This is a genomic window from Aeromonas sp. ASNIH4 (assembly GCF_002934425.1).
Classification (GTDB): Bacteria; Pseudomonadota; Gammaproteobacteria; order Enterobacterales; family Aeromonadaceae; genus Aeromonas; species Aeromonas hydrophila.
Window position 1 is genome coordinate 4,831,900 of record NZ_CP026217.1, and the last position, 20,487, is coordinate 4,852,386.

Sequence of the window (20,487 nt, forward strand, 5' to 3'; positions counted from 1 at the left end):
GCTAACCCATCCTTCTCAACCAATCATCCACATCAAATGTGATCCCAGCTTTCTTGAATGCAGGGTAGAGGAGGTTGCCCTTGCCACATTGGGAAAATTTGAAACGCAGGTCATCGGAGTGCAGCGTGTGCCACTCCTTCTGCCCAATGCCAGCAAGCTTGGGCTTAGTCTTTTTCTCTGGTTTTTCATCCAGGTTGTACCAATCAAGAACAATAGGCATCAATTCTCTGACGGACAGATTTGGATAGGAGCAAAAAGCGCGTTCAATTAACGGCACAATCAGTTCAGAATGACAGTCCATCCCCACAAGCAGGTTATGCAAGCGGATGGCCTGCTCATTGCCGCCATAACGGTTCTGATGTGATTCCTGAGAGGCTTTTGCCTCTTCAATCTTGGCACTCAGCACGAGGATCTTTTTGTCTATGTCCGGGATGCTCAGATCCGAATATCTGGCGATTAACTCAGGATCTCTGGAACGCAACGCAGCCAACATGGAGTGAACCGGCTTAAGCTCATCCTCATAAACCTGTCGCAACAACTGAGGAGAGATCCGTTCAACACGGGTGGCAATGGCTCGTAACTGAGCAAGAACAAAGAGTTTTACCACTATGTCCAACACCCCCTGAGACAGCTCGAACCAGCAATCCCGTACCTCATCAGACAAGATTTCCTCTCGTCGTTGCAGCCATTGGAACTGCCAAAGCTTATCGGTGAAGGCCATCCACTCTGTGAGTTTGAGCTGGTTGGTTTCCGGATCCACACTGGGCTTGGTTGCCTGCATCGGCTCCCAGAGCAATGACCCAAAACCGGCTCCACGCCTTGCCGATCTCAAATCCATTTCAAAGATAGGTCTCGCCTTGGGTGTGCCAACCATGACAACAGGCAAGCCGATCACATTCACCAGCGTCACGAAGAAGTTGAGCATCTTCTCCACACCACCGGAACGGCTCATGCTCAGATGCTGAATCTCATCGATGACCAGCACCCCAATTGCATGCACATTGGCAATTTGGCTCATCAAGGCCATCAGTGTCTCAACACTATGGCGCTTGAGTGCATACTTGCGTTCATAGTCGGTATGCAGCACCGCATCGATAGCCCTGAAGAAGTGATGACACAGGCTTTTCAGTGAACCATCATGGGGGCAATCCAGCTTCAGGTAGACGATCTGGGTAAAGTTGTATTGCTCGTGGTAGATCACCTGAGGGTAGGTTGCCAATATCCGGTTGATAGTGCTGCTTTTTCCGGATCCAGAGCACCCGATCAGAGACAGGCTGCGAGCGGTCGATTTAACCTGCTCGAACCGAAAAACATCCAGCTCGCCAGACATGACCCGCTCATAACCATTTTGCAGATGTGCATTCAAAGAACCATCTCTAAGATTACGTCCTACATATCCCTGCCGGATCATAATGGATAACTTTGACTCCAGTTGTAAGTGGCGGCTTATCGGTTGAAAAAAATCATCCAGTAACTGGGATATCACATGAACACGCCAAGGGCCGTCAACATAGATATCCTTTGGATCAAACTTGATGGAGCCGCTTAACCCCTGCTTTATCTGCTGCGTGGTCATGATAGGTGGCAACGCCTCTATCAGGGGGTTGCCACGGTATTGTTCTATGCCTGGGTCGTTGTAGACGGCCTTGGCCATATTGGCTGGTAATACCATCTAGTCGTCCTTGAAGAGCTCGTCGATATAATCCGGATACTTATAGTCATCCGCACCTGGAGAAAGAGGTATCACGGTTGCAGGCACAGCTGATGGCTCGGATGTTGTAACCGGCTCAGCGCGTTTTCTCTCTTCGTTCTTTGCCTTGGCTCGATTACCCCTGATAGCAGCAATGCGCTGACGATCGGACGCTTCCGGTGAGCCCTCAACTTTAACCTGGGCTTTCGCTTGCTTAATTTTTGAGTCAATCAGCTCATCAACTCTTCGCTTCTCGCGATCAGCAACCAGCTTACCCTCTGCCACAACAACCTTCTGTTGTTTGGTTATCAACCATACATCCCAGAAAGAACAACCACGGAACTCTCGGGAACGCTCGGTCAATCCACAGACCCAATATTCCGCACTGTTTTTTCGAGGAAGCAGATAGACCACATCAGCAACAGACGGATCATAAGCAACCTCTACTGATTCAGGCCTGGAGACATCCTTGCCCCTATGCAACCACCCCATTTTCAGAATTTCTTGGCAGGTGTAATACACACCAAAGACGCGAAGCCCCAGATGAGAAATAGTCGCCTGAGTTCTCGGCAGCAAACTGACCCGGAGAGCGTCCTCTGGAACCATACGTAACCGCCCTGACCTATGCTGCAATCCCCAGTTCCATAGCGATAATGGCGTCATAGGCAAATCGGCAGGCATATCGATATCTCGATCATAGGTTTCCAACACATGGTATCGGTTGTGAAACAAGATGGCCGACAGAATGATGGATGTGAACTCATGGATATTCAGCATCGCATCCAACCGGTAATCCTTTCCTCCCCGTTTCTTTATCGTGGTTCCAGTCACCACTCCAGGAGCAAAAGGTTTGAATACCGCCTGTATGGTTCTGAAAAAACGCTCAACTATGCCTTTGCAATCACCCCGAAAGGGAGGCGTATTCTCAATCCGGGTAGAGAAGCTTTTCTCCAAAGACTCGATCTGACAACCCAACAATTCGCCACGATCAGCCAATATGGCATCAGGGATACCTGTAACCGGCCAGTCAGATTCATCAATCTCTATACCAAACTGTTGGCAAAGCTTGATCTTGTCTGTCATGGCCATAGACAGGGTCTGCATTGCTGCCACATAGGAGGGATTCTCAAAACCGATGTAAAAACCAGCTACCATCCGGCTAAACACATCAATGACCATATAGACAATCGGGCGACCTACGATGTTGTGTCGATCACTATCAGAAACCAGATAGATATCAGCTATCGTTGCATCAATCTCATATCGGGACCCAGGACCGAGAGCTTGCGTGTTCGCTGTTGCCAGTAACGGCCTGATATCCTTGTTGTAATCTATCTTGCTGATTCTTTTCTTCAGTTTTTCAACCTGAGAGTATTCCCTCTTGAAGAAGTGTTTCATCTGCCAAATGGTGGGAAATTCAGATTCAGGTACACCGGGGTTATAGTTTTCATACATCCCCTTGAATTTGTTATGAGTTTCAGCAAATGATTTACCATTGTTGACCAGATAGTGTTTTTCTATCGCGGTGCGAAAAAGTCGCTCTATATGCTCATCAACGACAACACCGGCACCCGCGACCTTCTGTCTGGGACGACCAAGTTTTCCACCCTTTGAAATCCTCTTTTTGCCCTGAGCTCCGGAGTTTTTATAGTCAGGTAAGAGAGCATTCGGCGTCTGCCCCCGCTGCCAATAACGGCGGATGAGCCGGTAAAGCGTCTGCTTGGTTGATTGCCGAGCAGAGACAATCTCATTTACCACCCTTGTTCTTGCTCTGGAAAACAGACATTCCGGATTCGTTATCAGCGGTTGGATCAATTGGTAATTTGCATCACGCAGTTCTCTAGCCTTAGTCCCCTCATCAGGCTGTGCGTAGTAAAGCTTGGCATAGGGGTCTTCGATCCGCTGCAACACCTCATTATCGATAGCATCCTGTAATACCTGTCGCGATATCACAGAAGGAAATGCAGCCTCGTCATCCAGCGAAATCCAAACTATTTCATCCAGCTGTTCAGCCAGAATGCGGTAGGCAATCCCTTCAACGCTGATAACCTCATTGATTCGAAACACGTAACGCCCCCGACATCGCCTCAATATTCTCTAACTGCAAATCCCCGGCTTTCAACTTGGTCACAGGCGTCAAGATATCGAACAGGAAACAGCGCTGAGCCAGTAGCTGTCTAATCTCCAACAATGATTGCCCCATGGGTTGCTGGTAGGCCGTATCCAGCTGTTTGGCCACCTCAATTACGCTTCTCTCTGGATCATTCTGAAAGTGATGCTGATAAAACGCCGCTCGCTCCATCAGGACATCAATTTCTATCTCATCCCTTTGTGCCGGATAGAGCCAACTGATGTTTTGTGTAACCACGCTGGGAATGTCCTTCTCCGTGATCAGCCACCAGGGAACACCTTTTTGTAACCAATAGCGGCGTTCCAGCTCCAATTTCTCAATGGTTCTGGCATCACTCAGTGCTTCAGCATACTTGGCTTGCAATGCGAATTTGGGCTGGCTGGCGTCTGTGGTGTTGACGAGAAAATCTGAACTCATCACTTGCAGAACGCCGCGAACGGATGGGTGATCTATCCCAGACTCCAAAGCCAGAGCCTTGGTATCTTCCAACCGAAGAGGAAATTGCTCACGAATATCTACTGTTGAACGACTCCATTCCAAAAGCAGGAATACGGCCAACTCCAGATCTGACAACAAGTGGTGGGTTCGTTGCGATTTATGGCCAAAGACACGATGTGAACGACCTTGAGAGGATAGGTCTCTAACGGTTAACCATGGTTTGTAATCAGAACCATGCCCACTACCTCGCCCTTCACGTAGCCACTTTTGATTCAGCAACTCAGTATTGACGACCTTTTTCCCAGCCATGAAAAAACCGCCCAGCCATTGGCTCATAAATTGAGCTTAGCTAGAGCGGTTTTGATATGCAACTTTATTACTTAGTATGATACTTTATTACTTGGTATGAATCTTTATTACTCGAATACAGCTCTTTTTCATTTCCGGCGACGGCTTATTCCACCGTCACGGATTTTGCCAGGTTGCGCGGCTGATCCACGTCGGTGCCCTTGATGAGGGCAACATGGTAGGAGAGCAGCTGCAACGGCACGGTATAGACGATCGGCGCGATCATCTCTTCCACGTGATTCAGGCTCATCACCCGCATGGTCTCGTCGCTCTTGAAGCCGGCGTCGGCATCGGCGAACACATAGAGGATACCGCCACGGGCGCGCACCTCTTCCACGTTGGACTTGAGCTTCTCCAGCAGATCGTTGTTCGGCGCTACCACTATGATGGGCATCTCGGCATCGATCAGCGCCAGCGGGCCGTGCTTGAGCTCACCGGCGGCATAGGCCTCGGCGTGAATGTAGGAGATCTCTTTGAGCTTCAGTGCCCCTTCCATGGCGATGGGGTACTGGCTGCCACGGCCGAGGAACAGGCTGTGGTGCTTGTCGGCAAACTCTTCGGCCAGGGCTTCGATATCCTTGGCCAGCGCCAGGCTCTCCTTGATGCGCAGCGGCAAGGCTTGCAGCGCCTTGACCAGTTCGGCCTCGGCGGCGGCGCTCAGGTTGCCGCGGCAGTGACCGACCGAGGCCACCAGCATCAGCAGACCGGCCAGCTGGGTGGTGAACGCCTTGGTGGAGGCCACCCCGATCTCGGCACCGGCCCGGGTCATGAAGGCCAGATCCGATTCACGCACTAGGGAGGAACCCGGCACGTTGCAGATGGCCAGCGAGCTCATGTAGCCGGACTCCTTGGCCAGTCGCAGGGCGGCCAGGGTGTCGGCGGTCTCGCCGCTCTGGGAGAGGGTCACCAGCAGGCTGTTGGGGCGCACCACCGACTTGCGGTAGCGGAACTCGGAGGCGATCTCCACGTCGCAGGAGACGCCAGCGATCTCTTCAAACCAGTAGCGAGCCACCATGCCGGAGTTGTAGGAGGTGCCGCAGGCGACGATCTGGACGTGCTCGACCTTGTCGAAGATGGCGCGGGCGCCGTTGCCGAACGACTCGACTACCACGTGATCCGAACCCAGACGACCTTCCAGGGTATTGGTGATGGCCTTGGGCTGCTCGTAGATCTCCTTGAGCATGTAGTGACGGTATTCTCCCTTGTCACCGGCATCGTGGGAGAGCTCGGACTCCAGCTCCTCGCGCACCACGGCCTCGCCGTGGGTATCGAAAATGTGCACGTCGCGGCGGGTCACCTCGGCCACGTCACCCTCTTCCAGGAAGATGAAGCGACGGGTCACCGGCAGCAACGCCATCTGGTCGGAGGCGATGAAGTTCTCGCCGATACCGCGACCGATCACCAGCGGGGAGCCGGAGCGGGCCACCACCACGCGGCTGTCGTCACGGCTGTCCATCACCACGGTACCGTAGGCGCCGCGCAGCTGCTTCACCGCGACCTGCATGGCCGCCAGCAAGCTGGGGGCGGATTTCAGCTCGTGGTGCACCAGGTGGGCGATCACCTCGGTGTCGGTGTCGGAGCTGAACACATAGCCCAGCGCCTTCAGCTCCTCACGCAGCTCTTCGTGGTTCTCTATGATGCCGTTGTGCACCACCACGATATGCTCGGAGACGTGGGGGTGAGCGTTGCGCTCGGACGGCTCGCCATGGGTAGCCCAACGGGTGTGGGCAATGCCGGTACCACCGTGGACGGACTGCTCTTCCAGCGCCTTGGCCAGCTCGGCCACCTTGCCCAGCCGACGCACCCGCTGCAGCGGCTGGTTGGCGCTGAACACGGCGACACCGGCCGAATCGTAGCCACGGTATTCCAGACGGCGCAGGCCCTCTACCAGGATTTCAGCCACATCACGTTGGGCGACGGCCCCGACGATGCCACACATACACTTCTCCTTGAGACGTAAGACGTTAATTCGGTTGGATATTGGTTTGTTCAGGTCAAACGGCCACGGGGGCGCAAATCAGCTGGATCCCCCTGGCCTGAATCTGTTCTCTGGCCGCACTGGCCAGCCCCTCGTCGGTCACCAGGGTATGGATACCGGACCAGGGCAGTTCAAGATTGGGGATCTTGCGGCCGATCTTCTCGGACTCCACCATGACGATGACCTCCCGCGACACTTCGGCCATGACCCGGGAGAGGCCCACCAGCTCGTTGAAGGTGGTGGTACCGCGTTCCGGATCGATGCCATCGGCACCGATGAACAGCTGGTCGAAGTCATAGGAGCGCAGCACCTGCTCCGCCACCTGCCCCTGGAAGGACTCGGAGTGGGGATCCCAGGTGCCGCCGGTCATCAGCAGGGTGGGTTCGTTCTCCAGCTCGCGCAGGGCACCGGCCACGTTGAGGGAGTTGGTCATCACGATGAGGCCGCGCTTGTTGCCCAGCATGGGGATCATGGCGCTGGTGGTGCTGCCGCTGTCGATGATGACGCGATTGTGATCGCGGATCCGTTCGGCAGCGGCACGGGCGATCGCCAGCTTTCGTTTCGAAACTTGCTCGGGATTGCTCTCCACCACCATCTCGGAGGGCAGGGGGACGGCACCGCCGTAACGGCGCAACAGCAGGCCACCGGTCTCCAGCACCGCCAGATCTTTGCGGATGGTCACTTCGGAGGTGGCGAAGTGTTTGGCCAGGGCATCGACGCTCACTTCACCCTGCTCCTGCACCAGGCTCACTATGGTGTGACGGCGCTGCTGAGTATTACGTTTGGTCATCTTTAAGTTTCGATTCGAAAGAATGACGAAATATTAATACCTTTTTTGAAAAAATCAAACGGCAAATAGGATCCGATTTGGTTCGATGCCAGAATGGGGCAGCTGATTTGCGACGAGGATGCCATGCAAAAACGAACCATCTGGCTGGTGGAAGATGAAGCCAGCATCGCCGACACCTTGATTTACGCGCTGCAGACCGACGGTTTCGAGGTGGAGTGGTTTTCCCTCGGCCAGCCGCTGCTGACACGACTGGAACAGACGCGCCCCGACTTTCTGATCCTGGATGTGGGGCTGCCGGACATCAGTGGTTTCGAGTTGTGCAAACAGGTTCGGGCGCTGTGCGATACCCCGCTGATGTTTCTCACCGCCCGCAGCGAGGAGATAGACCGCCTGATCGGACTGGAAATAGGGGCCGACGACTATGTGGCCAAGCCCTTCTCGCCACGGGAGGTGTGCGCCCGGGTGCGGGTCATCCTGCGCCGCAGCCAGCCGGCCACGCCCCCGCCGAGCCAGTTGCTGGCGCTGGACGAGGAGCGGGCCCGCATCAGCTTTCACGGCCAGCCGCTGGCGCTCACCCGTTACGAATACCTGCTGCTCAAGACCCTGATGCAGGCGCCGGGCCGGGTCTACTCCCGCCAGCAGCTGATGGATCTGGTATGGAGCGGGGCGGAGGAGAGCCTGGATCGCACCGTGGATACCCACATCAAGACCATCCGCGCCAAGCTGCGGGAGCGGGATCCCCACGCCAACCTGATCCTGACCCATCGTGGGCTCGGCTACAGTCTGGAGTTGGCATGAACAGAGGGTGGTTTGGCTCCGGCCGGAGGACGCCATGAGGATCGGGCTGCAACTGCTGTGCGGGTTGGTGCTGATCTTCGCGCTGGCCGCCTGGTTCGTGCTGGAGATCTTCGTCGAGGAGATCAAACCCGGGGTGCGCAGCGCCACTGAAGATACCCTGGTGGACATGGCCCAGATGCTGGCACCGCTGGCGCTGGATGACCTGCAGGAAGGCAAGATGGCGGATGGCCGGTTGGCCAGCGCCTTCGCCCGCCTCAACCAGAGCCCCATCAATGCTCTGATCGACGGTCACCTCAAACAGCAGGCGGAGTACCGCATCTATGTGGTCGATCGCTGGGGCAAGGTGGTCTACGACTCGGACGGGGTGGATCTGGGCAAGGACTATTCACGCTGGAACGATGTCTATCGCACCCTGCGCGGGGAATACGGCGCCCGCAGCACCCGCAGCGACCCCGACGATCCCGCCAGTTCGGTGATGCACGTGGCCGCGCCGCTGCGGGAGGGGGACGACATCCTTGGCTCCCTCACCGTCGCCAAGCCCAACCGCACCCTGCTGCCTATGATAGAGCGCAGCGAACACCAGTTGCTGCAGGGGGCGGCCCTGCTGCTGTTCATCTCGCTGCTGATCGGCGCCCTGCTGGTGTGGTGGCTCAACCGCGCCATCGGCAAGCTGGTGCACTACGCCGATGCAGTCAGCCAGGGTCAGCCCGCCAGCCTGCCACGCCTCTACAGCCCGGAACTGGATAGGCTCGGTCGCTCCCTGGAAACCATGCGTCGCCAGCTGGACGGCAAGGCCTACATCGAAGCCTATGTACACAGCCTGACCCACGAGCTCAAGAGCCCGCTGGCCGCCATTCGCGGGGCAGGGGAGATCCTGACCGAGGCCCCGCCGCTGGACGTAGCAAAGCGCTTTATCGGCAACATCAATCTGGAGACGGCCCGCATGCAGCAGCTGATCGAGCGCATGCTGCAGCTGGCCAAACTGGAGTCGGGGCAGGGGCTGGACAGGCAGGCCGTCGAGCCAGCCAGGCTGGGCAGACGGGTGCTCGATGCCCGCCAGATCCTGGCCCAGCGCCGTCAGGTGACGCTGGTGGCCGAACTCGGGGAGGCCCAGAAACAGAAGTGGGACTCGCTGCTGGTGGAGCAGGCGCTCGGCAACCTGCTGGACAACGCCCTCGACTTCTCTCCCATCGGCGGTACCCTGGCGCTGAGCGGGGCCATGGAGGAGGGAGGCTACTGCTTCCGGGTACGGGATCAGGGGCCCGGCATTCCGGACTACGCCCTGCCGCGCATCTTCGAGCGCTTCTATTCGCTGCCCAGACCCGACAAGGGCAAGAGCAGCGGCCTCGGGCTCAGCTTCGCCACCGAGGTGGCCCGCCAGCACGGTGGCCGGCTGACCCTCGCCAACCAGCCGGACGGCGGGGTGCTGGCCGAGCTCTGGTTGCCGGCGGGCTGACACTTCACACTGGCCACATAAAGCGGCGCTATGCTGATGTTTTCCCAGCGAACTCAATGTGCTCAAGGAGACCCCATGTCCCGCCTTCTGTTATCCGGCCTGCTCGGCGCAGGCCTGCTGTTCTCGCTGCCGGCCAGCGCCGCCACCGGCTGTTTTCTCTATGCCGACGGCAACGGCCAGACCCTCTCCAGCGAAGGGGATTGTTCAAGCCAGCTGCCACCCGCGTCCACCTTCAAGATCCCGCTGGCGCTGATGGGCTACGACAGTGGCTTTCTGGTGGACGAAGAGCACCCGGCACTGCCTTTCAAGCCGGGTTACGACGACTGGCTGCCCGCCTGGCGGGAAACCACCACCCCGCGCCGCTGGGAAACCTACTCGGTGGTCTGGTTCTCCCAGCAGATCACCGAATGGCTGGGGATGGAGCGCTTCCAGCAGTACGTCGACCGTTTTGACTACGGCAACCGGGATCTCTCCGGCAATCCTGGCAAGCACGACGGTCTGACCCAGGCCTGGCTCAGTGCCAGCCTCGCCATCAGCCCACAAGAGCAGGCCCGCTTCCTCGGCAAGATGGTGAGCGGCAAGCTGCCGGTGTCGGCGCAGACCCTGCAGTACACCGCCAACATCCTCAAGGTGAGCGAGATCGACGGCTGGCAGATCCACGGCAAGACCGGCATGGGCTACCCGAAGAAACTGGATGGCAGCCTCAACCGGGAGCAGCAGATCGGCTGGTTCGTCGGCTGGGCCAGCAAGCCGGGCAAGCAGCTCATCTTCGTCCATACCGTGGTGCAGAAACCCGGCAAACAGTTCGCCTCGCTCAAGGCCAAGGAAGAGGTGCTGGCCGCCCTGCCGGCCAAACTGAAAACCCTGTGATACCCAGACCGGCGCCAGGCGCCGGTTTTTTTATCCCCCTTCACCCCCGCTTCACACAGCCCCATCTCCCCTTCACCCATGACCGTCACACTCGACTCCATCAACAAGGAGATGTGTCATGGTCAAACAGATATTCAGCCACAAGATCTTTCTGCTGCTGTTGCTCAGCCTGCTGCTGATGGTGCCGGTGCAATCCATCATGGAGCTGAACCGGGAGCGCCAGGCCTATCGCAGCCAGGCCATCCACAGCATCATGGCCAGCAGCAGCGGCCCGCAGCGACTGCTGGGGCCGGTCGTGGTGCAGCCTTATACCCGCACCGTCACGGTGGAGCAGGATGGCAAGCGCTTCGAGCGCAAGCTGCAGCTCTATCGCTACCTGCTGCCGGAACAGCTGGATGTGCAGGCCAGCATGGAAGTCACCCCGCGCAAGCTCGGCATCTACCAGGCCCAGGTCTATCACACCCGGCTCTCCCTCTCCGGGCGACTGCCTGCCGAGCTGAACGGTAAAACCCTGATCAGCGACGAACCGGATCTGACCGTCGATGGGGCCGATCCCGCCCTGGTGGCAGGCAAACCCTATCTGAGCCTGGTGCTGTCCGATGCCCGCGGCATCAACCGGGTGCCTGAGCTGCAACTGGGGGAACAGCGCATCCCGTTCGCTCCCGGCGCCCTGCTGGGTGACGGGCTGGCCGGCATCCATGCACCGCTTGCCGCCCTGCCGGGAGCAGGCGGCGCCTTTCACATCGAGCTGGATCTGCAGGGGATGAACCAGCTGGAAGTGGTGCCGCTCGGTCAGGACAGCAGGCTCAACCTCGCCAGCAACTGGCCCCACCCCAACTTCATCGGTGACTTTCTGCCGGGCAGCCGCACCCTTACTGCCAGCGGCTTCGAGGCCAGCTGGCAGAGCAGCTGGTTCGCCACCGACATGGAGAGCCGTTTCAACCGGATGATGAAGGGTGCCAGCGGCGATCTGCCGGCCTTCAGCGTCAGCCTGGTGCAGCCGGTGGATCACTACCAGCAGAACGAGCGGGCCGCCAAGTATGCGCTGCTGTTCATCGGCCTCACCTTCCTCAGCTTCTTCATGTTCGAGCTGCTCAAGGGGCTGCGGGTGCACCCGATCCAGTACGCGCTGGTGGGCATGGGGCTGGCCATCTTCTATCTGGTGCTGCTGGCCCTGACCGAACATCTCGGCTTTGCCTGGGCCTATCTGATTGCCGCCCTGGCCAGCGTGGCCCTCAACGGCTTCTACCTCAGTCATGTGCTGGGCGGCCCCAAACAGGGGCTCGGCTTCGCGGCCCTGCTCGGGCTGGTCTACGCCATCCTGTTCGGCTTGCTGCAGGCCGAGGAGATAGCCCTGCTGCTTGGCGCCCTGCTGCTGTTTACCATCCTTGCGCTGGTCATGGTGCTGACCCGCAAGCTGGACTGGTATCGGGTAATGGGGAATGCCCCGACGCCCCCCGCCAGCGGGCAGGAGTACTGAAAACAAAACCGGCGCCATCAGGCGCCGGTTTGCATTTCATTGATCGGGCATCACTTCTTCTTGACCGGGCGAGCCCAGTTCTGGATGTGACGCTGGGGTACCCGGGTGATCACCAGCTCGTTCTCGGCCACATCCTTGGTGATGGTGGAGCCGGCCCCCAGGGTCGCCCCCTTGCCGATGCGCACCGGTGCCACCAGCTGGGTATCGGAGCCGACGAAGACGTCGTCCTCGATGATGGTCTGGAACTTGTTCACCCCGTCGTAGTTGCAGGTGATGGTGCCGGCCCCGATGTTCACCTTGGCACCTACTTCGGCATCCCCCAGATAGGTCAGATGACCGCACTTGGAGCCAACCCCCAGCCGGGCCTTCTTCATCTCGACGAAGTTGCCGACGTGGGCGTCCTGCTCCAGCACGGCGCCCGGGCGCAGTCGGGTAAAGGGACCGACCGAGCACTGATCGGCGATCTGCGCCCCTTCGATGACGGAGTAGGGTTTCACCTCGGTGTGGTCGCCGATCACGCAATCCTTCAGCACGCTGCCGGCCCCGATGCGGACGTGGTTGCCCAGCACCACCTTGCCTTCGATGACGACGTTGACGTCGATCACCACCTCTTCCCCGATTTCCAGGGTGCCGCGCAGATCGAAGCGGGCCGGGTCGATCAGGGTGGCGCCGGCGATCATCAGCCGCTCGGCCTGCATCTTCTGGTAACTGCGCTCGAGCTGGGCCAGCTGTACCCGGTTGTTGGCCCCTTCCACTTCCATGGCGTCGTCCGGGTGGACTGCGGCGATGGGGCAATTGTCGGCATGGGCCATGGCGATCACGTCGGTCAGATAGAACTCGCCCTGGGCATTCTTGTTGTCCAGACGCGACAGCCAGCTGCGCAGCTGGCCACCGTTGGCCACCAGCACGCCGGTGTTCACTTCGCGGATGGCCAGCTGCTCGGCATTGGCATCCTTCTGCTCGACGATGCCGACCACCTGGCCGTTGCTGCGCACGATGCGGCCATAGCCGGTCGGGTTGTCCAGCACCACGGTCAGCAGCGCCATGCCATCGGCGGCCTTGGCGGCAAGCAGCCGCTGCAGGGTTTCCGGCTGGATCAGCGGGGTATCGCCGTACAGCACCAGTACGTCGTCTTCGTCCTGCCAGAACGGGATGGCCTGGGCGACGGCGTGGCCGGTACCCAGTTGCTGCGCCTGCAGCACCCAGTTCAGGTCGGATGCCTGGATCCGCTCCTTCAGCAGTTCGGCACCGTGGCCATACACCAGATGCAGCTGCTCGGCACCGACCTTGCGGGCGGTCTCGATCACATGGGAAACCATCGGCTTGTTGGCGACCGGGTGCAGCACCTTGGGCAGGGAGGAGCGCATACGGGTACCTTTACCCGCAGCCAGGATCACGACGTTGAGAGACATAATTCGACCTTTGGAACATGAAGAAATACTCGGCGGAGTCTATCCAACGAGTAAAAAAAAAGCGACCCGCAGGTCGCTTTTTACCTCACCGTTATTAACGGTAATTCTTTTTGACGATATCGATGACCCGCAGTTGAGCCATCGCCTTGGCCAGCTCGGTGGCGGCCTGGGCGTAGTCGATATCACCATGGGAGCTGTGGATCCGCTCTTCTGCCGCGCGTTTGGCTTCCTGGGCTTTCGCCTCATCCAAATCGTCGGCACGAATCGCGGTGTCCGCCAGCACGGTCACGGCTTCGGGTTGTACTTCCAGCATGCCGCCGGAGATGTACAGCACCTCTTCAGTTCCATTCTGCTTCACCAAGCGGACCAGGCCCGGCTTGATGGCAGTCAGCAACGGAGCATGACCGTGGCGGAGACCCAGCTCACCTTCGGAGCCTGATACCTGAGCGGACTGCACGCGACCGGAAAACAGTTTTCCTTCAGCGCTCACCACGTCCAGGTGAAAGGAGATCATCTCTGCCATGGGCCCTCCTATCGAGGCTTACAGTTTCTTGGCTTTCTCGACAACTTCGTCGATGCTGCCAACCATGTAAAACGCCTGCTCCGGCAGATCGTCGTACTCGCCTTTCAGGATGCCCTGGAAACCACGGATGGTCTCTTTCAGCGGCACGTATTTGCCCGGGGAACCGGTAAACACTTCTGCCACGAAGAACGGCTGGGACAGGAAACGCTCGATCTTACGGGCACGGGCTACGGTCAGTTTGTCTTCTTCTGACAGTTCATCCATACCCAGGATGGCGATGATGTCCTTCAGCTCTTTGTAGCGCTGCAGTACGGTCTGAACGCCACGAGCAGTCTCGTAGTGCTCCTTGCCAACCACCAGCGGATCCAGCTGACGGGAGGTGGAGTCCAGCGGGTCAACGGCCGGGTAGATACCCAGAGCCGCGATCTGACGGGACAGTACGACGGTCGCATCCAGGTGGGCGAAGGTGGTCGCCGGAGACGGGTCGGTCAAGTCATCCGCCGGCACGTAAACGGCCTGTACGGAGGTGATGGAACCTGTCTTGGTGGAGGTGATACGTTCCTGCAGAACGCCCATCTCCTCGGCCAGGGTCGGCTGGTAACCTACTGCGGAAGGCATACGGCCCAGCAGTGCGGATACTTCAGTACCGGCCAGGGTGTAACGGTAGATGTTGTCCACGAAGAACAACACGTCACGACCTTCGTCACGGAACTTCTCGGCCATGGTCAGACCGGTCAGCGCCACGCGCAGACGGTTTCCGGGCGGCTCGTTCATCTGACCGTAAACCAGAGATACTTTGTCCAGTACGTTGGACTCCATCATCTCGTGGTAGAAGTCGTTACCCTCACGGGTACGCTCACCTACACCGGCGAATACGGAGTAACCGCTGTGTTCGATCGCGATGTTACGGATCAGCTCCATCATGTTGACGGTCTTGCCTACACCGGCACCACCGAACAGACCAACCTTACCACCCTTGGCGAACGGGCATACCAGGTCGATAACCTTGATACCGGTCTCCAGCAGGTCGTTGCTGTTGGACTGATCTTCGTAGCTGGGGGCCGCGCGGTGGATGGACCAACGCTCTTCTTCACCGATCGGACCTTTTTCGTCGATCGGATCGCCCAGTACGTTCATGATCCGACCCAGAGTCGATACACCGACCGGCACCTGGATGGATTTACCGCTATTCACTACTTCCAACCCACGACGCAGACCGTCGGAGGAGCCCATGGTGATGCAACGAACGACGCCGCCACCGATCTGTTGCTGAACTTCCAGCACCAGACCCTGGCCTTGACCTTCGCTGACAACCTTCAGTGCATCGTACACCTGGGGCACGGCATCTTGCGGGAACTCGATGTCCACCACAGCGCCGATGATTTGGACGATGAAACCGTTACTCATGTCAAATCCTCTAAACCTTTGATAACCCTTGCCTTACACCGCAGCAGCACCGGATACGATCTCTGTCAGTTCCTGGGTAATACTGGCCTGACGGGCCTTGTTGTATACCAGTTGCAGATCGTTAATCAGGTTACCGGCGTTGTCAGTCGCGGCTTGCATGGCAACCATTCGGGCTGCCTGTTCACTTGCCAAGTTTTCCACTACCCCCTGGTAGACCTGGGATTCGACGTAGCGAATCAGCAGGGTATCCAGCAGTTGCTTGGGATCCGGCTCATAGAGGTAATCCCAGTGGTGTTTCTTGGCGAGCTTGCTGTCTTCAGTTACGGGCAAAGGCAGCAGTTGATCGACTCGTGGTTGCTGAACCATGGTGTTGACGAACTTGTTGTACACCAGGTACAGCCTGTCAATCTCACCGTTGTCGTAAGCCTTCAGCATGACCTTGACTGAACCAATCAGGTCATTGACGCTCGGGTTATCGCCCAGTCCTGCGACATGAGCTTTCACCTTGGCGCCGTGCCGTTCAAAGAAGTTGGAGGCCTTGTTGCCGATCAGAGCCAGGTCAACCTTGGCTCCTTTCGCGCTCCATTGCTTCATATCATTGAGGGCAGCCTTGAACAGGTTGATGTTCAAACCGCCACACAGGCCACGGTCGGTGGAGACGACGATGTAACCCACTCGCTTGACCTCACGTTCGATGAGGTAGGGGTGCTTGTATTCCAAGTTCCCCTGAGCGATATGGCCGATCACCTTGCGCATGGTTTCAGCGTACGGACGGCTGGCAGACATGCGATCTTGCGCACGGCGCATCTTGCTTGCTGCCACCATTTCCATAGCGCCGGTGATCTTCTGAGTGTTTTTCACACTCCCGATCTTGTTACGTATCTCTTTTGCGCCGGCCATCTCTTACTCTCCATCAGGTGGCAGCTCGCGCTGCCACACACGCTTACCAGGTCTGGGTTGCCTTGAAGTCATCCAGCAACGCAGTCAGCTTGCCAACGATCGCGTCGTTGTAGTCGGCCTTGGCATTGATTTCAGCCATCAGCTCAGCATGCTGGGTATTGGCGTAAGAGAGCAGAGCGGCTTCGAAGTCGACGATCTTGTTCAGCTCGACATCGGAGAGATAGCCTTTTTCCGCGGCGAACAGCACCAGAGACTGGTGAGCCACGCTCAGCGGAGAGTACTGTTTCTGCTTCATCAGCTCGGTCACTTTCTGACCGTGGTCCAGCTGCTTGCGGGTTGCGTCGTCCAGATCGGAGGAGAACTGGGCGAATGCCGCCAGTTCGCGATACTGGGCCAGCGCGGTACGGATACCACCGGACAGCTTCTTGACGATCTTGGTCTGAGCAGCACCGCCCACACGGGATACGGAGATACCCGGGTCAACCGCCGGACGAATACCGGAGTTGAACAGCTGTGAAGTCAGGAAGATCTGACCATCGGTGATGGAGATCACGTTGGTCGGTACGAATGCAGATACGTCACCCGCCTGGGTTTCGATGATCGGCAGCGCGGTCAGGGAACCGGTCTGGCCTTTCACGGCACCATTGGTGAACTTCTCTACGTACTCGGCGTTGACGCGAGCAGCACGCTCCAGCAGACGGGAGTGCAGATAGAAAACGTCACCCGGGTAAGCTTCACGTCCTGGCGGACGGCGCAGCAGCAGGGAGATCTGGCGATAAGCTACGGCCTGCTTGGACAGGTCATCATAGATGATCAGCGCGTCTTCACCGCGGTCACGGAAGTACTCACCCATGGAGCAGCCGGCATACGGAGCCAGGTACTGCAGAGCGGCAGCTTCGGAAGCAGAGGCAACCACCACGATGGTGTTGGCCAGGGCGCCGTGCTCTTCCAGCTTGCGTACCACGTTGGCGATGGTGGAGGCCTTCTGGCCAATCGCAACGTAGACACACTTAATGCCGGAGTCTTTCTGGTTGATGATGGTGTCGATCGCGATGGCGGTCTTACCAACCTGACGGTCACCGATGATCAGCTCACGCTGGCCACGACCGATAGGGATCATGGCATCGATGGCTTTCAGACCGGTCTGGACCGGCTGGTCAACAGACTTACGCTCGATAACGCCCGGTGCAATCACTTCGATCGGCGAGAAGCCGTCGTTGTCGATTGGACCTTTACCGTCGATCGGCTGACCCAGGGTGTTCAACACCCGGCCCAACAGACCACGACCGACCGGCACTTCCAGAATGCGGCCAGTCCCTTTTACTTTCATTCCTTCTGACAGACCGTCATAGGAACCCATGATCACCGCACCGACGGAGTCACGCTCCAGGTTCAATGCCAGAGCGTAGCGGTTGCCCGGCAGCTCGATCATCTCACCTTGCATGGCATCGGCCAGGCCGTGAATACGAATGATACCGTCGCTCACAGAGACGATGGTACCTTCGTTACGCGCTTCGCTCTTGATATCAAACTGCGCAATGCGCTGCTTGATCAGCTCGGCGATTTCAGTGGAATTCAGTTGCATGCTCTAATACCCCAATCAAGATTGCAGCGCGTCAGCCATGCGATCCAGCTTACCGCGGACTGTACCGTCGATAACCAGATCACCGGCCTTGATGAGCACCCCGGCCATCAAGGACGCATCCATGCTGCAATTCAGCTTCACTTTGCGCGCGAGACGTTGTTCCAGAGAAGCCTGAATATTGGCTTTCTGCTGGTCGGTCAGTTCGATCGCCGAAATCACGTCAGCCTGAACTTCTTTATCCAGTTCAGCCTTGAACGCGACGAATTCAGCAACGACCGCCGGCAGCACACCCAAGCGACCATTCTCAGCCATCACCCGGATCAGGTTCTGACCATGCTCGTCGAGTTGCTCACCGCAGATACCGACAAAGATACTTGCCAGTTCTTCAGCAGCCACAGAGCCGTTTACCAGGTTGTGGATGGTCTCGTTCTCCGCTACTTGTGCAGCGAAGCCGAGCATCCCCAGCCACTGGTCAACCGCCTTGTGCTCAACGGCAAACTCGAAAGCAGCCTTGGCGTAGGGGCGAGCGATTGTAGTCAGTTCAGACATAGCCCCGTTCCCGTTACAGTTCTGCTACCAGTTTGTCGACGATGTCGCTGTTGGCAGCCTGGTCGATTTGACGCGCCAGGATCTTCTCTGCACCAGCAATGGCAAGAGCAGCAACCTGCTTACGCAGTTCTTCTTTGGCACGATGACGTTCAGCTTCGATCTCGGCACGGCCCTGAGCCAGGATTTTTTCCCGCTCAGAGTGGGCACCGGCAGCAGCCTCATCAATGATCTGGGCTTTACGTTTGTTAGCCTGTTCAATGATTTCTGCAGCCTGGAGCTTGGCTTCTTTCAGCTGATCGGTGGCGTTGGCCTTGGCCAAATCCAGATCTTTCTTGGCACGCTCCGCGGAAGAGAGACCGTCAGCAATGGCTTTCTGACGGGCTTCGATGGCTGCCATCAGCGGCGGCCATACGTACTTCATGCAAAACACTACGAAGATGAAAAAAGCAATTGCTTGGCCGAGGAGGGTGGCGTTGATATTCACAGCCTATGTCCTCTTAGTTAGTTAATGGGTTATGTCCGGGAGTCGTTGAGACTTAGCCAGCAACCGCAAACATCACGTACAGACCCAGACCAACGGCGATCATCGGGATCGCATCCACCAGACCCATCACGATGAAGAACTGGGTACGCAGAACAGGGATCAGGTCAGGTTGACGAGCAGCGCCTTCCAGGAACTTGCCACCCAGGATACCGATACCGATGGACGCGCCGATAGCCGCCAGACCCATCATCATTGCAGCAGCGATGTACAGCAGGTCCATGTTCAAGTTTTCCATGAGGATCTCCATTTATTTAGATGTAATTGATTGTATAAAAAGGATTATTTGAGTTGCATCAACCATGGTCTTCTTGTGCCATCGACAGATAGACGATGGTCAGCACCATGAAGATAAACGCCTGCAAAGTGATGATCAGAATGTGGAAAATTGCCCAAGGCACGGACAGGATCCACTGTGACCACCAGGGTAGCAAACCCGCAATCAGGATAAAGATCAGTTCGCCAGCATACATGTTGCCGAACAGTCGAAGACCCAGAGAAACAGGTTTGGAAATCAGCGTAACAGTTTCCAGGATGAGGTTAACCGGGATGGCCGCCGGGTGGTTGAAAGGCTGAAGCGTCAGCTCCTTCACGAACCCGCCGATACCCTTGACCTTGATGCTGTAGTACAGGATCAAGAAGAACACGCCCAAAGCCATGGACATGGTGATGTTAACGTCAGCAGAGGGAACCACACGCAGATAGGGAACACCCATCAACTGTGCAGCGTGGGGGATAAAGTCAACGGGGATCAGATCCATCAGGTTCATCAGGAAGATCCACACGAACACTGTCAGGCCCAAAGGTGCGATGACCTTGTTACGACCGTGAAAGATGTCCTTGACGTTACCACTCACAAACTCGACCAGCATCTCCACAAAGCACTGCAGTTTGCCGGGCACACCGCTGGTAGCCTTGACGGCGACACGGCGGAACGACCAGATAAACAGAGCGCCTAGCAAGACGGAAAATATCATGGAATCGATATTCACCGTCCAGAACCCAGACCCGACTTGCAGATGGGTCAGATGGTGGGAGATATATCCCTGAGGAGTCAGGACTTCTCCGGTTGCAGACATGAGTTTTCCTAATAGTGGTTGTTAAGCGTGAATGAGACTATCCACTGTACAACGAGGGCGAGGATATAAGTGGCGAAGAACGAGACGGTATCGACCTCGATCCCGGCGCCAAACATCAGGGCGAAAAGTCCTGTTGTAGTAATGAGCTTAATCCCTGCCCCACCATAAAAGTCCCGCAGAACCAGGCCCACGCTCTCCTTCGTCACCTTGCGGCGCAGAACCCAGAGCGTGAACAGGGCTTGAGGAACCCAGTACATGCCCCCCCCGAAGAGGGAGGAGCGTCCGGCAAACGCACCGGTCTGGTAAAACCAGACGGTACTGATCGCCAGGATCAGGACGAGCTGACAAACGAGCATAGCCAAGGCCAGCGTTAAACCTTCCAAGGCTATTTTCTGCTTCACCAACCTACCCCTGAACATTACAGAACTGTAAAAAATCGGGATCCGAAGACCCCGCGTTTACAGCCCAAAAAGCCGGTCAAATTATACCCTTGAAGACAGCTATTGCAACAT

General features: G+C 57.4%; 19 protein-coding genes. 4 read left to right on the forward strand and 15 right to left on the reverse strand.

From position 1 onward, the window contains the following. Position 1 precedes the first annotated feature (1 nt). The 5 genes from C2U40_RS22655 to C2U40_RS22675 all read right to left on the reverse strand — a co-directional run bounded on the left by C2U40_RS22655 (position 2) and on the right by C2U40_RS22675 (position 7,375). Complete coding sequence (locus C2U40_RS22655) at positions 2-1,672, reverse strand: AAA family ATPase (RefSeq protein WP_103828278.1); 1,671 nt, start codon at positions 1,670-1,672, stop codon at positions 2-4. Beyond that, positions 1,673-3,757, reverse strand: coding sequence for a Mu transposase C-terminal domain-containing protein (locus C2U40_RS22660; protein WP_010672250.1), 2,085 nt, complete (start codon positions 3,755-3,757; stop codon positions 1,673-1,675). Next, positions 3,741-4,595 (reverse strand): TnsA endonuclease N-terminal domain-containing protein, encoded by an 855-nt coding sequence (locus tag C2U40_RS22665; protein ID WP_233768798.1) that lies wholly within the window; start codon positions 4,593-4,595, stop codon positions 3,741-3,743. Before C2U40_RS22665 ends, C2U40_RS22660 begins: the two co-directional genes overlap by 17 nt. A gap of 118 nt (positions 4,596-4,713) precedes the next feature. Continuing rightward, positions 4,714-6,546 carry a glutamine--fructose-6-phosphate transaminase (isomerizing) gene (gene glmS, locus C2U40_RS22670; protein WP_017410462.1) on the reverse strand — a complete coding sequence of 611 codons (1,833 nt, stop codon included), beginning with the start codon at positions 6,544-6,546 and terminating at the stop codon, positions 4,714-4,716. 55 nt (positions 6,547-6,601) lie between these two features. Then, positions 6,602-7,375, reverse strand: a complete 774-nt coding sequence (locus C2U40_RS22675; RefSeq protein ID WP_017410463.1) for a DeoR/GlpR family DNA-binding transcription regulator — start codon at positions 7,373-7,375, stop codon at positions 6,602-6,604. A 123-nt stretch (positions 7,376-7,498) separates the two neighbouring features. Here C2U40_RS22675 and blrA point away from each other — a divergent pair, with 123 nt between their 5' ends. The 4 genes from blrA (at position 7,499) to creD (ending at position 11,979) form a co-directional block, all read left to right on the forward strand. Then, positions 7,499-8,173 (forward strand): beta-lactam response regulator transcription factor BlrA, encoded by a 675-nt coding sequence (gene blrA, locus C2U40_RS22680; RefSeq protein ID WP_103828291.1) that lies wholly within the window; start codon positions 7,499-7,501, stop codon positions 8,171-8,173. Positions 8,174-8,207: 34 nt separating this feature from the next. Then, the gene (gene blrB, locus C2U40_RS22685) at positions 8,208-9,629 is read left to right on the forward strand and encodes a beta-lactam sensor histidine kinase BlrB (protein ID WP_043161814.1); all 1,422 of its coding nucleotides are present in this window, start codon (positions 8,208-8,210) and stop codon (positions 9,627-9,629) included. A gap of 75 nt (positions 9,630-9,704) precedes the next feature. After that, a complete protein-coding gene (locus tag C2U40_RS22690) occupies positions 9,705-10,499 on the forward strand; it encodes an OXA-12 family class D beta-lactamase OXA-950 (RefSeq protein ID WP_029305121.1) in 795 nt (264 codons plus the stop codon). Between the two features lie 118 nt (positions 10,500-10,617). Continuing rightward, positions 10,618-11,979 carry a cell envelope integrity protein CreD gene (gene creD / locus C2U40_RS22695; protein WP_103828279.1) on the forward strand — a complete coding sequence of 454 codons (1,362 nt, stop codon included), beginning with the start codon at positions 10,618-10,620 and terminating at the stop codon, positions 11,977-11,979. 50 nt (positions 11,980-12,029) lie between these two features. On the opposite strand, the gene glmU is transcribed toward creD, so the two are convergent. The 10 genes from glmU to C2U40_RS22745 all read right to left on the reverse strand — a co-directional run bounded on the left by glmU (position 12,030) and on the right by C2U40_RS22745 (position 20,394). Then, a complete protein-coding gene (glmU, locus tag C2U40_RS22700; protein WP_103828280.1) occupies positions 12,030-13,391 on the reverse strand; it encodes a bifunctional UDP-N-acetylglucosamine diphosphorylase/glucosamine-1-phosphate N-acetyltransferase GlmU in 1,362 nt (453 codons plus the stop codon). A 94-nt stretch (positions 13,392-13,485) separates the two neighbouring features. Continuing rightward, on the reverse strand, positions 13,486-13,914 hold the full coding sequence (locus tag C2U40_RS22705; protein ID WP_005307217.1) for a F0F1 ATP synthase subunit epsilon: 429 nt from the start codon (positions 13,912-13,914) through the stop codon (positions 13,486-13,488). A gap of 18 nt (positions 13,915-13,932) precedes the next feature. Next, complete coding sequence (gene atpD / locus C2U40_RS22710) at positions 13,933-15,321, reverse strand: F0F1 ATP synthase subunit beta (RefSeq protein ID WP_005307215.1); 1,389 nt, start codon at positions 15,319-15,321, stop codon at positions 13,933-13,935. 33 nt (positions 15,322-15,354) lie between these two features. Further along, entirely contained in the window at positions 15,355-16,221 is an 867-nt protein-coding gene (gene atpG / locus C2U40_RS22715) for a F0F1 ATP synthase subunit gamma (protein WP_011707909.1), read from the reverse strand. A gap of 43 nt (positions 16,222-16,264) precedes the next feature. Further along, the gene (gene atpA, locus C2U40_RS22720) at positions 16,265-17,806 is read right to left on the reverse strand and encodes a F0F1 ATP synthase subunit alpha (protein WP_011707910.1); all 1,542 of its coding nucleotides are present in this window, start codon (positions 17,804-17,806) and stop codon (positions 16,265-16,267) included. Positions 17,807-17,821: 15 nt separating this feature from the next. Then, positions 17,822-18,355 (reverse strand): F0F1 ATP synthase subunit delta, encoded by a 534-nt coding sequence (atpH, locus tag C2U40_RS22725; RefSeq protein WP_011707911.1) that lies wholly within the window; start codon positions 18,353-18,355, stop codon positions 17,822-17,824. 13 nt (positions 18,356-18,368) lie between these two features. Further along, entirely contained in the window at positions 18,369-18,839 is a 471-nt protein-coding gene (gene atpF / locus C2U40_RS22730; RefSeq protein ID WP_011707912.1) for a F0F1 ATP synthase subunit B, read from the reverse strand. A gap of 52 nt (positions 18,840-18,891) precedes the next feature. Then, positions 18,892-19,134, reverse strand: a complete 243-nt coding sequence (gene atpE, locus C2U40_RS22735) for a F0F1 ATP synthase subunit C (RefSeq protein ID WP_005307205.1) — start codon at positions 19,132-19,134, stop codon at positions 18,892-18,894. A gap of 58 nt (positions 19,135-19,192) precedes the next feature. Further along, positions 19,193-19,975 (reverse strand): F0F1 ATP synthase subunit A, encoded by a 783-nt coding sequence (gene atpB, locus C2U40_RS22740; RefSeq protein ID WP_011707913.1) that lies wholly within the window; start codon positions 19,973-19,975, stop codon positions 19,193-19,195. 8 nt (positions 19,976-19,983) lie between these two features. Continuing rightward, complete coding sequence (locus tag C2U40_RS22745; RefSeq protein WP_017410469.1) at positions 19,984-20,394, reverse strand: ATP synthase subunit I; 411 nt, start codon at positions 20,392-20,394, stop codon at positions 19,984-19,986. Positions 20,395-20,487: the final 93 nt, after the last annotated feature.